This is a genomic window from Siccirubricoccus soli (assembly GCF_024178315.1).
GTDB lineage: Bacteria > Pseudomonadota > Alphaproteobacteria > Acetobacterales > Acetobacteraceae > Siccirubricoccus > Siccirubricoccus soli.
This window is the reverse complement of sequence record NZ_JAMZIK010000218.1, coordinates 1-14,804: the sequence shown is the minus strand read 5'-3', so window position 1 is coordinate 14,804 and position 14,804 is coordinate 1. Positions and strand designations below refer to the sequence as shown.

16 protein-coding genes and 1 pseudogene are annotated in these 14,804 nt (G+C 74.0%); 7 read left to right on the top strand and 10 right to left on the bottom strand.

Going from position 1 to position 14,804, the window contains the following annotated elements:
• The 6 genes from NJ376_RS26640 to NJ376_RS26610 all read right to left on the bottom strand — a co-directional run.
• On the bottom strand, positions 1-395 hold a 395-nt coding region (locus NJ376_RS26640; RefSeq protein ID WP_252956394.1), incomplete at its 3' end, for a hypothetical protein.
• On the bottom strand, positions 392-2,935 hold the full coding sequence (locus NJ376_RS29065; RefSeq protein WP_305880025.1) for a glycosyltransferase: 2,544 nt from the start codon (positions 2,933-2,935) through the stop codon (positions 392-394). The genes NJ376_RS29065 and NJ376_RS26640, both read right to left, overlap by 4 nt.
• Before the next feature lie 61 nt (positions 2,936-2,996).
• The gene (locus NJ376_RS26625; protein ID WP_252956393.1) at positions 2,997-4,094 is read right to left on the bottom strand and encodes a glycosyltransferase family 4 protein; all 1,098 of its coding nucleotides are present in this window, start codon (positions 4,092-4,094) and stop codon (positions 2,997-2,999) included.
• The gene (locus NJ376_RS26620) at positions 4,091-4,690 is read right to left on the bottom strand and encodes an RsmD family RNA methyltransferase (RefSeq protein ID WP_252956392.1); all 600 of its coding nucleotides are present in this window, start codon (positions 4,688-4,690) and stop codon (positions 4,091-4,093) included. The genes NJ376_RS26625 and NJ376_RS26620 overlap by 4 nt, the downstream gene beginning before the upstream one ends.
• A 12-nt stretch (positions 4,691-4,702) precedes the next feature.
• Complete coding sequence (locus NJ376_RS26615; protein ID WP_252956391.1) at positions 4,703-5,557, bottom strand: pseudouridine synthase; 855 nt, start codon at positions 5,555-5,557, stop codon at positions 4,703-4,705.
• Positions 5,550-6,266 carry a gamma-glutamyl-gamma-aminobutyrate hydrolase family protein gene (locus NJ376_RS26610; RefSeq protein WP_252956390.1) on the bottom strand — a complete coding sequence of 239 codons (717 nt, stop codon included), beginning with the start codon at positions 6,264-6,266 and terminating at the stop codon, positions 5,550-5,552. The genes NJ376_RS26615 and NJ376_RS26610 overlap by 8 nt, the downstream gene beginning before the upstream one ends.
• 46 nt (positions 6,267-6,312) lie before the next feature.
• Between NJ376_RS26610 and NJ376_RS26605 the strand changes: the two genes are divergently transcribed.
• From NJ376_RS26605 to NJ376_RS26595, 3 genes are all read left to right on the top strand, one after another.
• Positions 6,313-6,756: a nucleoside deaminase gene (locus NJ376_RS26605; RefSeq protein WP_252956389.1), complete on the top strand. Its 444-nt coding sequence runs from the start codon at positions 6,313-6,315 to the stop codon at positions 6,754-6,756.
• Between the two features lie 127 nt (positions 6,757-6,883).
• Positions 6,884-7,486, top strand: coding sequence for a TetR/AcrR family transcriptional regulator (locus NJ376_RS26600; protein WP_252956388.1), 603 nt, complete (start codon positions 6,884-6,886; stop codon positions 7,484-7,486).
• Between the two features lie 57 nt (positions 7,487-7,543).
• On the top strand, positions 7,544-7,915 hold the full coding sequence (locus NJ376_RS26595) for a DUF2852 domain-containing protein (protein WP_252956387.1): 372 nt from the start codon (positions 7,544-7,546) through the stop codon (positions 7,913-7,915).
• Between the two features lie 195 nt (positions 7,916-8,110).
• Here the strand turns inward: NJ376_RS26595 and NJ376_RS26590 are convergent, their stop codons facing one another.
• Positions 8,111-9,094 (bottom strand): Bug family tripartite tricarboxylate transporter substrate binding protein, encoded by a 984-nt coding sequence (locus NJ376_RS26590; protein ID WP_252956386.1) that lies wholly within the window; start codon positions 9,092-9,094, stop codon positions 8,111-8,113.
• Positions 9,095-9,148: 54 nt separating this feature from the next.
• Here NJ376_RS26590 and NJ376_RS26585 point away from each other — a divergent pair, with 54 nt between their 5' ends.
• On the top strand, positions 9,149-9,889 hold the full coding sequence (locus NJ376_RS26585; protein ID WP_252956385.1) for an aspartate/glutamate racemase family protein: 741 nt from the start codon (positions 9,149-9,151) through the stop codon (positions 9,887-9,889).
• A 39-nt stretch (positions 9,890-9,928) separates the two neighbouring features.
• On the opposite strand, the gene NJ376_RS26580 is transcribed toward NJ376_RS26585, so the two are convergent.
• The 3 genes from NJ376_RS26580 to NJ376_RS26570 all read right to left on the bottom strand — a co-directional run bounded on the left by NJ376_RS26580 (position 9,929) and on the right by NJ376_RS26570 (position 12,641).
• Entirely contained in the window at positions 9,929-10,276 is a 348-nt protein-coding gene (locus NJ376_RS26580) for a hypothetical protein (RefSeq protein WP_252956384.1), read from the bottom strand.
• Positions 10,277-10,387: 111 nt separating this feature from the next.
• Positions 10,388-11,266, bottom strand: coding sequence for a cold-shock protein (locus NJ376_RS29440; RefSeq protein WP_252956383.1), 879 nt, complete (start codon positions 11,264-11,266; stop codon positions 10,388-10,390).
• A gap of 97 nt (positions 11,267-11,363) precedes the next feature.
• Positions 11,364-12,641, bottom strand: a complete 1,278-nt coding sequence (locus NJ376_RS26570) for an NAD(P)/FAD-dependent oxidoreductase (protein ID WP_252956382.1) — start codon at positions 12,639-12,641, stop codon at positions 11,364-11,366.
• Positions 12,642-13,131: 490 nt separating this feature from the next.
• Here NJ376_RS26570 and NJ376_RS26565 point away from each other — a divergent pair, with 490 nt between their 5' ends.
• From NJ376_RS26565 to NJ376_RS26555, 3 genes and pseudogenes are all read left to right on the top strand, one after another.
• The gene (locus tag NJ376_RS26565; RefSeq protein WP_252956381.1) at positions 13,132-13,581 is read left to right on the top strand and encodes a hypothetical protein; all 450 of its coding nucleotides are present in this window, start codon (positions 13,132-13,134) and stop codon (positions 13,579-13,581) included.
• Positions 13,582-13,584: 3 nt separating this feature from the next.
• Positions 13,585-14,523, top strand: coding sequence for a 4-hydroxy-tetrahydrodipicolinate synthase (gene dapA / locus NJ376_RS26560; protein ID WP_252956380.1), 939 nt, complete (start codon positions 13,585-13,587; stop codon positions 14,521-14,523).
• A 57-nt stretch (positions 14,524-14,580) separates the two neighbouring features.
• Positions 14,581-14,804, top strand: a pseudogene (locus NJ376_RS26555) (IS481 family transposase); the annotation flags it as partial.

Genomic DNA, 14,804 nt, shown 5'->3' with positions numbered 1-14,804 from the left:
ACCAGGGCGCGCTGCAGCTCCCCCGCCGCGGCGCTGCGCGGGGCGAGGGCGCCGGCCAGCAGGGGCAGCAGCGCCGGCAGCGCCGCCTCGGCCCGCTCGGCTGGCAGCAACGGCGGCAGCTCGGGCGCCGTCCTCTCCCACCAGCCGCGCAGCCCCTCCAGCGCTTCGGGCGGGCCGATCATCGCCAGCACCTCGCCGGGCACCGTCGCCAGGGGGTGGGTGGCCCGGGCCGGGTCGCCGCCCGGCCGGTGCAGCCGCCCCGCTGCATCGACCAGCCAAAGGCCGAACCCGGGCAGGGCCAGCGCCTCCAGCCCCGGCAGCCCGGCGGCCGCCAGCAGCAGCGGGGCGGGGCGGTGGAATTCCGCCAGCAGGGCAGGCTCGATGCAGGGCGTCATGGCCCGGCCCCGGCCGCGGGCGGGCAGACCGCGTCCAGATGCCCGAGGAACTCCGCCATCGCCTCCTCCCACCCCATGGCGGCGATGCGCGCCGCCCCCGCCTCCGCCATCGCCCGCAGCCGGGCGCGGTCCGCCGCCAGCCCGCGCAGCGCCGCGACGAAGCCGTCCACCACCGCCTCCTCCGGCACATCAGTCCGGATCAGCACCCCATCCACCCCGTCGGCGATCGCCTCCGATACCGCGCCGACATCGGTGGCGACCGGCACGCAGCCCAGGCGCTGCGCCTCCAGCACCACCAGCGGCACGCCCTCGAAGCGGGAGGGCAAGACCAGCACATCCGCATCGGCGTAGAGGGCGTCCAGCGCCTCAGGCGAGAGCGCCGGCGGCTCCACCGGCACCGGCAGCGCGACCTCCGCCTCGCCCAGCACGGCGCGGCCCGCCACCCGCCAGGCGATATCCTCCCCCGCCATGCGGCCGATCATCGCCGCCAGCCGGTCGATCCCCTTCTGCGCGTCCAGCCGGCCGAGATAGAGCACGCGCAACGGTCCCGCGGGGCGCAGCCGGCGGGCCCGCAGCGCCGCCGCGACGCGGGCGGGCGGCGTGCGGTGGCCCGGCGCGTTCGGGATGAGGTGCAGCTTCTCCCCCGGAATGCCCGCCGCTTGGCACCAATCCCGCAGCTTCCGGGAGATGACGAGCACGCCGTCATAGGCATGCTCATAGGCAAGCTGGATGTGCGGCGTGCCCTGCGGCTCGCCCCAGGGGCCATGCTCGATGAGGTGCAGCCCGCCATAGGTGCGGGTGCCGAGCCGGCGGAGCGAGGCCATCAACCCCTGCCCCGCCAGGGAATGGACGTTGACGACCACATCCATCCCGGCCAGCAGGCCGAGCACCGCGGGCGACTCCGCCTCCCGGTCGAAGCGGGAGACGCCGGCGCCGAAATAGCCGCCCCGCCATTCCACCGCCTGCTCGCCCAGCCCTTCCAGCAGCACCACGCCCTCGAAGGCCGCGGCGAAATCCGGCCCGCGCTCGGCCCGCCCGGCGCCGAGGACGAAGAGGAAGCAGCGCCAGCCATGCGCGCGCAGCACCTGGGCCTGGCTCAGCACCACCTTCTCCAGCCCGGCGAAAGAGAAGAGCGGCAGCAGGAAGCCGATGCGCCGCCCGCCCCCCGGCCTGAGCGGCAGCAGGGGGCCGAGCCCGGCCAGGGCGGCGGCCCCTGCGGCCATGCCGCTGCGTGCCGGCCGGTATTCCCGCTTCCACTCCGCGCCGCCCGGCCGCCGGGCGCGGCGCAGCGCCGCCAGCGCCGTCGCCTCCAGCGTCAGGCCAAGCCAAGAGGCGCGGCTGGGCGGCAGCGGCGCCTCCAGCGGCAGGTGCAGGCGCAGCAGGGCGGCCTCCACCTCCGCCCCCATCTCCTCCGCCCCCGGCCGCGTCAGGCCCGCGGGGCGGAGGAAAACCGCGGCGGCACGCTCCGGCGCCAGCCGGGCCGGCCCCTCCCGCTCCAGCCGGATCTCCGGCCGCTCGGCCGGCACCAGCTCCAGCACGACGCGCTCCGCTGTCTCCAGCAGCCGCGCCGCCCACCAGAAGGCCATGTGCAGCACGCCGAAGCGCGCCAGCAGCGCCAGGGTCGTGCTTTCGAGAAAGGCGGCGACGGGCGGGGCGAAGCGCGCGCCGGGAGCGTCCAGCGCCGCGGCCAAGCGGCGCCGCGCCACCGGCGGGGCCAGCTCCTCGCCCGTCTCCGCCGGGTCCAGGGTCCAGCGCACCAGCCCGGTATCCAGCAGGTGGATGGCATGGCGTGGCGCTTCCGCCGCCTCCAGCGCCGCCAGATGCCGCGGCGCCAGCAGCGCGGCCTGCTTGCGGTAGAGCTCACCGAGCAGCAGCGGCCGGATGCGCTCCGAGGCTGCGAGCATGCTTTCCGGCCGGCGGCGGTAGAGGAAGCCGGCGGCCGGCAGGTGCTGGCCACGCCAGCCCCGCGCCGCGGCGGAGAGCCAGAAATCCCAATCCTCGAAGCCCTGGCGCAGCGCGGTGTCGAAGCGCAGCCCGGTGGCGAAGACCTCCCGCCGCACCAGGCTGCCGGCCTCGCAGTAATTGGTCAGGAGGAGCTGCAGCAGGGAGAATTCGCCCCCCGTCCCCCAATTCTCCCGCCCGCCGAATTCGTCGATGTCGGGATAGACCCAGCCCACCTCAGGCGCCGCCGCCGCCAGCGCCGCCGCGGCGCGGCCGAGGAAGCGCGGCAGCAGCCGGTTATCGGCATCGAGGAAGTAGAGGGCGCGGCAGGCGGGAAAGGCGGCCAGCGCGAATTCGATGCCGGCGTTGCGGGCGGCGGAGAGGCCTTGGTTCCGCTGCCGCAGCAGGTGAATGCGGCCCGGATGCAGCGCGGCCAGCTCCGCCACCGTGCGGCGCGTCGCCGCGAAGGGGCAGCCATCATCCACCACCACCAGGGCGGTCTCCGGCGCCGCCTCCTGCCCCAGGGCGGAGAGCATCGCCTCCACCAGCAGGGCCGGCTGCCGATAGGCCGGGATGATGACGGCGATCTCAGCCTGCATCCTGCCCTCCCCCGGCCGCGACGGCGCCCCCGCCCTGCAATGCATCGGCATCGCGCCCCGATCAACCCATGAGCGCGCGGAGCCGGGCGCGATACTGGCCGAGCATGGCGGCCCGGTCCTGCGCGCAGGCGCGGCGATGCGCGGCGGCGATGCGCGCCGGGTCGGGCCGCGCCAGCACCTCCACCGCCAGCTCCGCCAGGCGCGCGGCGCCGGGGTTGCGGGCGATGGCGGCGAGGCTGCCGGCATCCGGGAAGGCTTCCAGCGCGGCGGCGGTGGCGACGACCGGGCAGCGCCGCGCCGCGGCTTCCAGGAAGATCAGCGGGCAGCCCTCGAGCCGGGAGGGCAGCAGCAGGGCATCGGCGGCCAGCAGCCAGTCGGGCACGTCCGGCACCTGGCCGAGGAGCCAGAGGCCGTGACCCTCCAGATCAGGCCACAGCCCGCCCTGCCCCAGCACGGCGATGCCGGCCCGGCCGCGCAGCGCGGCGGCGATGGCGGGCAGCATGTCCGCCCCCTTGGCCGGCTCCAGCCGCCCGGCGAAGACCAGCAGCCCGGCCGCCTCCGGCAAGGCCAGCATGGCGCGCTTGGCGGCGCGGGCGGCACGGCGGGCGATGCGATCCTCTTCCGGCACCGGGACGCCGTTGGGGATGACGGCCACCGCCCCGGGAGGCAGGCCGAACGCCGCGGCGAGGCGGGCGGCGGTGGGGGTGGCGACCGCGATGAAATGGGCGGGCGGCGCGGCGCGGGCCGCTGCCGCTTCCTCCGGCGGCAGCGCCGCCGGCGCCAGATGGCCGACGGCCAGCAGGGGCGTGCCGGCGAAGCCGTGCAGCAGGCCAATGCCATGGCTCGGCCAGGGCAGCGGCACCAGCACGGCGTCGGGGCGAAGCAGGTCCCGCAGCCGCGCCGCCTGCCGTGCCTGGCGGGCGATGTTCTCCCCGGCGCCGCGCGCCTCCCGCCAGGCGATCTCCGCCGGGTGCAGCAGCGGGGCGAGGCGCGGGCCGGCCATGCGGGCGAAGCGCGGCAGCAGCTCCGGCTCGATGGCCAGCACCAGCTCCACGCCGGATTCGACCAGGTCCTCGGCCAGCATGGCGGTCTGCAGCTCCGCCCCGCCCAGCCCCGCGGAGGGGAGGGCGATGAGCAGGCGGCGCAGCCGGCGCGTCACGGCGCCCGCAGCAGCAGCAGATGCGCCGCGCCATGGGCGCGCTCGGCCAGCACCGCGAAGCCCGGGGGCGGGGCGGCGGGCAGCGCGCCGTATTCGGCCGAGACCAGGGCGCCGGAGGCGATCCAGCCGGCGGCCGTCAGGGCGGCGAGGGCGCGGTCGATGATCGGCGCTCCCCCGGCACCAGCCCCCTCTGTCGCAGCGCGGGGGCGGGCAGGATCGTAAGGGGGATCCAGGAAGATCAGGCCGGCGAGGCGCGCGGCGCGGGGCGGACGCAGGACGTCGGCCGGCACCACCTGGGTGCGGGCCTCCTCCCGGCAGGCGACGATGTTGGCGCGGAGCGCGGCGAGCGCCGCCCGATCCTGCTCGATGAAGGCGGCGGCGGCGGCGCCGCGGGAGAGCGCCTCCAGCCCCAGCGCGCCGGTGCCGGCGAAGGCGTCCAGCACCACCTGGTCCTCGATGGCGGCACGCCCGGCCCAGGGAGCGTGCCAGAGCATGTCGAACAGCGCCTGGCGCACCCGGTCGGCGGTTGGCCGCGTCACCGCCCCCGGCGGGGCCTGGAGCCGGCGGCCGCGATGCCGCCCGGCGATGATCCGCATGGCGGCGCGCCCCTATTCGTCCTCGGGGCCCGCATCGCCGCCGGTGAGCGTCATCTTGCCGAGCGGCTGGATCGTCTCCGCCTCGGCGACGAAGCGGCCGGCGCGCGACGGCCGGGCGCGCGCGGGCGCGGCCAGGCCGAGCTGGTCGCGCAGCACCTTCGGATTCACCTCCTCCACCGCCCCGCGCGGCAGGGCGCCGAGCTGGAAGGGGCCATAGGCGATGCGGATGAGGCGGGTGACGGCGAGGCCGAGATGCTCCATCACCCGGCGGATCTCGCGGTTCTTCCCCTCCTGCAGGGAGACGGTGAGCCAGGCATTGCTGCCCTTGCGGCTGTCGAGCCCCGCCTCGATCGGGGCGTAGCGGGTGCGGCCGATCTGGATGCCCTGGCCGAGGGCGGCCAGCGCCTTCTCATCCACCTCCCCATGCACCCGGACGCGGTAGCGGCGCAGCCAGGCATTGCTCGGCAGTTCCAGCCGCCGCGCCAGCTCCCCGTCATTGGTCAGCAGCAGCAACCCTTCGGAGTTGAGGTCGAGCCGGCCGATGGAGATGACGCGGCCGAGCTGGGGCGGCAGCTTGTCGAAGACCGTCTCGCGCCCCTTCTCGTCCCGATGCGTCGTCACCAGGCCGGCGGGCTTGTGGTAGCGGAAGAGGCGGGTGCGCTGTGGCTCCGCCACCAGCTTGCCGTTCACCGTCACCAGGTCGCCCGGATGGATGAAGGTGGCGGGGGAGGTGACGGGCTGGTTGTCCAGCTTCACCTTGCCCTCGGCGATCAGCTTCTCCGCATCCCGCCGGCTGGCGATGCCGGCGCGGGCGAGCCATTTGGCGATACGTTCCCCACGCTCGCCGCCTGCATCGTCCTCAGCCACGCGTGGCCTCGACGAAGGCCTTGAAGATCAGCGGGTCGGCGGGGTCCACGGCATATTCCGGGTGCCATTGCACGCCGAGGGCGAAGCGGTAGCCGGGATGCTCCAACCCCTCCACCACCCCGTCGGGCGCCAGGGCGTTCACCACCGCCCCCTCCCCGGCCGCGGCGACGGCCTGGTGGTGCGCGCTGTTCACCGCCATGCGGCTGCGGCCGGTGATGCGCGCCAGCAGCGTGCCGGGGGCGATGCTGATCTCATGCCCCGGCTCATTGCGGGGGTTGGGCTGCTCATGCTCCAGCGCGCCGGCGATGCTGTCCGGGATGTGCTGGATGAGGGTGCCGCCCAGCGCCACGGCCAGGAGCTGCTCCCCGCCGCAGATGCCGAGCACCGGCTTGTTCCGGGCCAGGGCACCGCGCGTCACCGCCAATTCGAAATCCGTGCGGCCGGATTTCAGCGTGACGGTCGGGTGAGTGGGGCCGCCGCCATAGAGGGCGGGATCGACATCGAAGGCGCCGCCGGTGATCAGCAGCCCATCGATCTCCTCAAGATAGCTCTCCGCGAGTTCCGGGTGGTGCGGCAGGGCGATGGGCAGGGCGCCCATCTCCGCAAGGGCCGAGAAGTAGTTCTTTCGCAGCGCATACCAGGGAAGCTTGGAGTAGCCTCCCGGCTCCTCCGCATCCAGGGTGACGCCGATGACGGGACGGGTGCGCATGGAGGCTTGCTAGAACTTCCGGCCATGGCGGGGCAAGCTCCGCTTCATGCAAAGCCCCATGGAGATCGCGCTGGAGGAAGCCCGCGCCGCCGCCGCGCGCGGCGAAGTGCCGGTCGGCGCCGTGGTGACGGATGCCGCCGGGGTCGTGCTGGCGCGGGCGGGAAATGAGGTGGAGGCGCGACGGGACCCCACGGCACATGCGGAAATGCTGGCGCTGGGCGCGGCCGCGGCGGCCCGGGGGGGGAAATACCTGGCCGATTGCGTGCTGACCGTCAGCCTGGAGCCCTGCCCCCTCTGCGCCGCGGCGGCCAGCCTCTACCGGGTGAAGCGGGTGGTGTTCGGCGCCTATGACCCGAAGGGCGGCGGGGTGGAGCATGGAGCGCGGATCTTCGCGGCGCCGAGCTGCCACCATGCGCCGGAGGTGGTGGGGGGTGTCCGGGAGAGCGAGGCGGCGGAGCTGCTGCGGGCATTCTTCCTGGCGCGACGGTGAGGGAACCTCCGCCTCGCCGCTTCAGCGAAAACAAGGGTTCCAAGGGCCCTTCGGCCCTTGGCGGGGTCAGTTCGAGAAGGGCAGCGCCCCTCTCGACACCCCGGCCCGCTCGGCGCCATCTCTCCGCATGGCCGACCCACCCCTTGCCGCGCGCCGCGGCTACCATCACGGCAACCTGCGGGAAGCGCTGCTGGATGCCGCGCGGCAGCTCGTCGCGGAGCGCGGCCCGCTGGGCTTTACCCTGGCGGAAGCGGCCCGGCGCGCCGGCGTCTCCCCCTCCGCCCCCTATCGCCATTTCAAGGACCGCGACGAGGTGCTGGCCGAGCTTTGCCGCCGCGGCTTCGTCCTCTTCGGGGAGCGGCTGCAGGCGGCGGCGCAATCCGGGGCGACGCCGGAGGAAGCGCTGATGCGCATGGGCCCCGCCTATCTGCGCTTTGCGCGGGAGGAGCCAGGCTACTACGCCGCCATGTTCGCCTTCCAGGCGCCCGGCGAGGCCCCCGGCGCCGCCGGGGAGGCGCCCTTCGCCACCCTGGCCGGGGCAATCGGCGCCCTGCTGCCCAAGGACGGGCGGGATCCGCGGCTGGTGGCGCTGCAGGTCTGGGCGCTCAGCCATGGCGTGGCGATGCTGGAGCGGGCCGGCCTGCCGGCGCCCGCCCTCGGTGCCCCGAGCGCCGAGACGGTGCTGGAGACGGGGGTGGCGGCCCTGCTGGCAGGAAGTGAATCCCCTTGACATTGGTGGCGCGCTTTACCAATGCGAATGTTAGTTACATTCATGAAGGAGACCCCCATGTCCTTCTGCAGCCTCGCCCGCCCCGCCTTCCCGCCCCTCCCGGCGCTGCCGCCGGTCTTCCCGATTGCCGCCGTGGTGCTGGGCTTCATCGCCTGGTGGCCGATCGGCCTCGCCCTGCTGCTGCTGTGGAAAGGCGCCGCCTTCTACGGCTGGCAGGCGGCGCAGCGGGAGCGCATTCCCGCTTGGCCGCGCAGTTCCTCCGGCAACACCGCCTTCGACGAGCACCGTGCCGAGATGCTGCGCCGGCTGGAGGAGGAGCGCCGGGCGCTCGACGCCCAGCAGCAGGAATTCGCCGAGTTCCTGGAGCAGCTGAAGCGTGCCCGCGACCGCGAGGAGTTCGACCGCTTCATGGCCAGCCGCCGCGGCTAGAGCAGATCGCCGTAGGGCGGCATCGCCCGAAGGCGCGAATCTGCTCTACACACAAAGGCTTAGAGCGTTTTCGGTGAACGCCTGTAAACCGAAAACGCTCTAGCCGCAGCCGGAACCGGCGAAGCCCTGACTCATGGTGTCCAAAGGCCTTTCGGCCTTTGGCAGGGGGGAGTTTGAGAGGGGCAGCGCCCCCTCTCAATCCACACTCGCCCCGGACTTCCTGACGATCTCCCCCCAGCGCGCAATATCCGCCGCATGCACCCGCCGGAACGCCTCCGGCGAGGTATCGGCCGGCGGCGAGATGCCCTGGTTCTCCACCAGCCAGGCCCGGAATTCCGGCTGCGCCAGGATCTTCGCCACCTCCGCATGCATCCGCGTCAGGATCGGCGCCGGCAGGCCGGGCGGGGCGAGGAGGCCGTACCAGGTGCTGCTCTCGAAGCCCGGCAGGTTGCAGGCCGCGGCGAGGGTCGGCACGCCCGGCAGCGCCGGCACCGGCTGCGCCATGCTGACGCCGAGCGCCAGCAACTGGCCCTGCCGCACCGGCCCGATGGATGGCCCGCTCTGGTTGAAGAACAGGTCCACATCCCCGGAGAGCAGCGCCTGCATCGCGCCCGGCTGGCCGCGATAGGGCACATGCGTCAGCTCGATCCCGAGCGCCGCGGCGAATTGCGCCCCGGCCAGGTGGGTGGAGGCGCCATTGCCGGTGGAGGCGTAGTTGAGCTGCCCCGGCCGCGCCCGCGCCGCCGTGACGACGTCCTGGCAGTTCCGGTATTGCGGCCGCTTCTCCGGGTTCACCAGCAGCACGTTCGGCACATCCCCCAGCAGCGCCACATGCGTCACGTCGCGCATCGGGTCGAAGGGCAGGTTGCGGTAGAGCGCGGCGTTGATGGCATGCGTCCCCGCCGTGCCGAGCAGGAAGAGGTAGCCATCCGGCCGCGCCTTGGCGACGTGGTCCGAGGCGATGTTGCCGCCGGCGCCGGTGCGGTTGTCCACCACCACCGGCTGGCCGAGGGCGCGGGTCAGCGGCTCCGCCAGCTTGCGGGCGTAGATGTCGACGCCGGACCCGTTGGGGAAGCCGCCGAGGATGGTGATGGGGCGGTTCGGCCAGGGCGCCTCCTGCGCCGCGACGGGCGCGGCCAGGAGCAGGGCAAGCAGCAGGGCGGCAAGTCGTTGGGGCATTCCGGCATGTCCCTTTCGGATTGTGTGGCGAAGTCTGGGCCTTAAGCTGCGGGCATGGAAAGCGATTCATTCCCGCCCCGCCTCGCCCGCGGCGGCAAGTCCATCTATGGCGCGCCGCTCGGCATCCTGATGCTGGAGGCGCGCTTCCCGCGCATTCCGGGCGACATGGGCAACGGCACCACCTGGCCCTTCCCGGTGCTGTTCCGGGTGGTGCGCGGGGCGACGCCGGAGCGGGTGGTGGTGCAGGGCGCACCCGGGCTGCTGGCGCCCTTCATCGAGGCGGCGCGCGACCTGGTCGATCTCGGCGCCGAGGCGATCACCACCAATTGCGGCTTCCTCAGCCTGTTCCAGCGGGAGCTGGCGGAGGCGGTGCAGGTGCCGGTCGCCACCTCCTCCCTCATGCAGGTGCCCTGGGTGCAGGCGACGCTGCCGCCCGGCAGGCGCGTCGGCGTGGTGACGGTGAACAAGGCCGGGTTGACGCCGCGGCACCTGGAGGCGGCGGGGGTGCCGCTGGATACGCCGATCGCCGGCACGGAGGACGGGCGGGAATTCTTCCGCGTGCTGATCAAGGCAGAGAAGCAGGACCTGGACGTGGCGCTGGCGGAACAGGACATCCTGGAGGCCGGGCGGGCGCTGGTGGCGGCGCATCCGGAGGTCGGCGCCATCGTGCTGGAATGTACCAACATGCCGCCCTATGCGGCCGCGCTGCAGGATGCGCTGGGCCTGCCGGTGTATGACATCTACTCGATGATCTGCTGGTTCCAGGCGGGGCTCAGGCCGCGGCGCTTCGGCTGAAGCCTTGCCGCGGTGGTACGTCCGGCAGGCCGCGCATGACTATTTCGGCGTGGAAATGCGACCCGGCGCAGGCCGTGGATAGGCGCCGGGATACCCGCCCTCCCGCTCGCCGCCATAGGGCGTGGGATAGCCGCCATAGCCCGGCACCACCGGGGAAGGCGGCGGGCCGGCCGGGGCCACGCCGCAATGCGGGCGCAGCACGCCGCAATCCCAGCGATGGCCGGAAGGCCGGCCGCTGAGTTGCCCGCCGGGCTGGAAGCGGCAGAGGCAGAGCTTCTCCGCGAAGCAGGCCGTCATCCCCTCCCGCTCCGGCGTGCAGGCGGGCGGCTCCTCCTGCGCCCTGGCCGGGGCGGCGAGCAGCAGCAGCAGGACCAGCAGGGCGGCCATGCCACACCCTGCGCCGCCAGGGTGAAGGAATGCCGAATGCGGGCGCCGCCCATGAAAAAGGCCGCCTCCCTAGCGGAAGGCGGCCGGATCAGGCCCGGATAATCCCCGGGGCTATTTCAGGTTGACGGCCTGGCGGCCGCGCTGGCCGTCCCGCACATCGAGCGCGACCTTCTCGCCCTGCTGCACATCCTGCCGGCCTGCGCGCTGCAGGACGGAGGAATGCAGGAAGACATCCTGGCCGCCATCATCCGGGGTGACGAAGCCGAAGCCGCGCACCTGGTCGAACCACTTCACCGTCCCGTTCAGCGCATAGGTCGGGCCGCCCGCATCGCGGTCCCCGAAATCGCGCCGGGGGGGACGATCCCCGAAGCCGCCCTGGCGCGGGCCGCCGAAGCCGCCGCCGGCACCGAAATCGCGCCGCGGCGGGCGGGCCCCGAAGCCGCCACCGCCGAAATCGCGCCGCGGCGGGCGGGCCCCGAAGCCGCCACCGCCGAAATCGCGCCGCGGCGGGCGGGCCCCGAAGCCGCCACCGCCGAAATCGCGCCGCGGCGGACGGTCCCCGAAGCCGCCACCACCGAAGTCGCGCCGCGGCGGACGGTCCCCGAAGCCGCCACCACCGAAGTCGCGCCGCGGCGGACGGTCCCCGAAGCCGCCACCGCCGAAGTCGCGCCGCGGCGGGCGGTCCCCGAAGCCGCCACCGCCGAAATCGCGCCGCGGCGGGCGGGCGCCGGCAGCGCTGCCATCGCCCGGCTTGCGTTCGATGATGCGGGTGACGAGGCGGCGCCCCTGGCGGTCGGAGCCGATCTCGCAGACCAGGGTATCCCCGGTCTCAGGCGGTTCGATTCCCGCCTCGGTCAGGGCCGAGGCGTGGAAGAACACATCCTGTCCGTCCGGGCCCAGCACGAAGCCGAAGCCCTTGCGGGCGTTGTACCACTTGACCTGGGCCTCGATGGGCCCGTCTCCGCCCTGCGGATCGATGTCGGAAGGCACTTTTTATTGTCCGTATCAGTGTCCGTGGCTGCGCGAGAGGCGGGCCACTAGCCGCGGATTGTGACACCCCGGCGTCCGCAAAGCGAGAATTAAATCGTTAGAATCGGGCCGCATCGTAAGGTTTCGTATCAACCGCCACTGGTTGTCCAGTCAGGATTTGCATTACCAGTTGCGCGGAGCGCGGAGCGGCGGCCAGCCCGACATGGCCGTGGCCGAAGGCATGGACGATGTCCGGCGTGGCGCGGGACGGGCCGAGGCAGGGCAGGCCATCCGGCATGCTCGGCCGGTGGCCCATCCAGAACCGCATCCGCTCCGCCGGCAGATCTCGCGGCAGGCCAGGGAAGCTGCGCAGCAGATGGTCCCGCAGGATCTCCGCCCGCCGCCAATTCGGCGCCGCCTCCAGCCCGGCAATTTCCACCTGCCCGGCACAGCGCAGGCCGCCGGCAGTCATGGTGATGCTCATCTTGCCGTCGGAGGGCATCATCGGCGTGCGCGGGCCGATCTCCGCCCCCTGGATCATGGCGTGGTAGCCGCGCTCCGTCTCCAGCGGCACCCGGTCCCCGGCGGCGGCGGCAAGCTGCTTCGAATAGGCGCCGGCGGCGATGACGGCACGGTCGCAGGCCAACTCGCCGTTCGGCGTCAGGACGGCACGGAGCCGCCCGCCCTCGATGCGGAAGCCGGTGGCGCGGTCGGTGACGCGCTCCGCCCCCTCCGATTCCGCCAGCGCCACCAGCGCCGCGACATAGGCGCCGGGGTCGAGGCAATGCCCGCCCTCCTCCACCAGCAGGGCGAAGGTGTAGCGGGGGTCCAGCTCCGGCTCGCGCTGGCGCAGCTCCTCGGCGGAGAGCTCCACCCATTGCACGCCGACGGCGCGGCGGATGCGCCAGGCCAGCGCCTCCGCCTCGAAATCCCGGCGGTCCGGGTAGATGTACAGCAGCCCGTGGCGCTGGATGAGGTGGCCGACACCGGCCGCCTCGGCCAGCGCCGCATGCAGCGCCGGGGCGCCCTGCACCAGGGCGCGCAGCGCGACGGCGGTGCGCTGCACCCGCGCCTCCGTCCAGCCGGAGGCAAGGTAGCGGAGCAGCCAGGGCAGGACCTTCGGGAAATAGCTCCAGCGGATGGCGAGCGGCCCGAGCGGGTCGGAGAGGAAGCCCGGCACCTTCCTCCACAGCCCCGGCAGGGCCGGCGGGATGACGGAGGCGGGGCTGAGCCAGCAGCCATTGCCGTAGCTCGCCGCCTGTTCCCCGCCCGGCAGGCCGGGCTCCAGGAGGGTGACCCGGTGGCCGGCCTTCAGCAGCTCCAGCGCGGTGCAGGCGCCGACGATGCCGGCGCCGATGATGACGGTGTGCGGTGTGGCGGAAGGCGCGGTGGACATCAGGCGGCCCGGCCGGCCGGGGGAAGCGGGACGGGCGGCGCGGCGGCGACTCGAGGCATCGGGGTCTGCATCGGCGCAGCATAGAGCGGGATCGCCGGCGGCGGGACCGGCCAAGGTGGCGGTGCCTCCCCGGACACTGCCCAGGCCGTGCTCCGTCGCGGCACGGCGGCAGATGCGCTCGGCCTCGCCGCCGCTCAGGCCCGCCCTGGCCCGGTTGCCCGCCAGCATGCGCCAGCGCCGCAGGAAGCGCGGTGGCATCTTCGACGCAGCCGCAGCAGCGGGCGCTCACGCATGGCCGTCTTCGACGGTATCGCGGGCGCGACGGCGCCTTCGGCCGCGGGCCAGGGCGCCGCTCTCGCCTCGCTGCAGGCGGCGCCGAGCCGCCGCCTTTACGCCGGCTTTACGGCCCGACACGGCAACTCGCATGGCGGCTTTACGGGCGAAGGGCACAGGCTTCCGTGCCGGAGGATCCCTCATGTCAGCCATATCCATGAAGCCTCTGCCTGCCCCTTCGCCGCAGCGCTCGGTCCCGGCCGAGCCGCAGGAGGAGGAATTGCTCACCGCCGCCGGGGCCGGCCCGAAGGACCGGGTGCTGGTCATCGGCGGCCGGGGAGTCGACGCCATGTGCGCCGCGCTGCGCCGCGGCTGCCGTTCCGTGCTCGGCCTCGCCACACCCCAGCGCCACCCGGAAGCGGCGGATCTGGTGGTCGCCCCGCGCATCGCCTCAGCCGAAGCCGCCGACGCCATCGCCGAATGCGCCCGGCGCGCCCTGCCCGCGGGCGGGCGGCTGGCCCTCGGCTTCAGCGCGGCGGGGCTGGCGCGCGGCCTCGCCGGGCGGCTCAAGGCCTATGGCTTCGCCCGGGCCCGGCTGCGAGCGCAGGCGGAAGGCGGCGCGCTGCTGCTGTGCGAGCGCCGCGCCGTGGCGGTCAGGGGGCGCTGAGCCATGCCGTGCCCTGCCTTCCTGGCCAAGCTCAGCGGCTCCCTGCCCGCCCTGCCGACTCCCTTCCTGCGGGGCGATCCGGCCGCGCTGGACGGCCCGGCGCTCGAACGCCTGGCCGCGCGCGCCCTGGCCCATGGCGCCGCCGGGCTGGTGGTCTGCGGCAGCACCGGCGAGGCGCCGGCCCTGCACCGGGAGGAACATGCCGAGGCGATCCGCATCGTGGCGGCGGTCGCCCGCGGGCGGGCGCCGGTGATCGCCGGCATCGGCGCGCCGAATACCGAGGCCGCGGTGGCACTGGCCGTGGCGGCGGAGCGCTGCGGCGCTTCCGGGCTGCTGGTTTCCGCCCCGCCCTATGTGAAGCCGACGCAGGAAGGGCTGCGCTGCCATGTGCGGGCCGTCGCAGCGGCCACCGGCCTGCCGGTGGTGCTGTATGACGTGCCAAGCCGCGCGGGCGTGGGCTTCGCGGATGAGACCATCGCACGGCTCTGTGCCGAGGGGATGGTGCAGGCGCTGAAGGATGCCACCGGCGACCTGGCGCGCCCGGCCCGGCTGCGGCGACTCTGCGGCGCGGATTTCCCCCAGCTCTCGGGCGATGACCCGACGCAGCTCGCGCATCGCGCCATGGGCGGGGTGGGCTGCATTTCCGTCACCGCCGCCCTCGTGCCGGGGCTGTGCACGGCGCAGCATGCGGCCTGGGATGTGGGCGACCTGGCCCATGCGACGCGGCTGCGGGACCGGCTGGCGCCGCTGCATGAGGCGCTGTTCGCCGAGACCAACCCGATTCCGCTGAAGGCGGCGCTCGGGTTGCTGGGGCTGGCGGACCCGACGCCGCGCCTGCCGCTGACCCGGGCGACGAAGGAGACGCTGCAGGCGCTCTCCCGCCTGCTGCCCGGCCTGACGGCGGAGGAGAACGAGGCGGCGGCGCTGCTCAGGGTGGCCTAGCTGTTTGATCCCGGGGTTTGATGGTGGGGTCTTCCAGCGGGCGTGGAAGGACGCGCTATGGGCCGGGTTCATCATGGGAGCGCCACAACGACAGCGGCGGTCCGTCGAGCGATCCAGCATAGTCAAGAGAGCCTGAGAGGGCTCGCCAGCCGCTACGGGATCACCCCAAGACCGTGGCCAAGTGGAGGAAGCGCACCTCCGTCTCCGACCGGCGCACCGGCCCTCAGGAGCCCAGATCGACCGTCCTGTCGGTCGAGGATGAGGCCGTCGTCGTGGCCTGC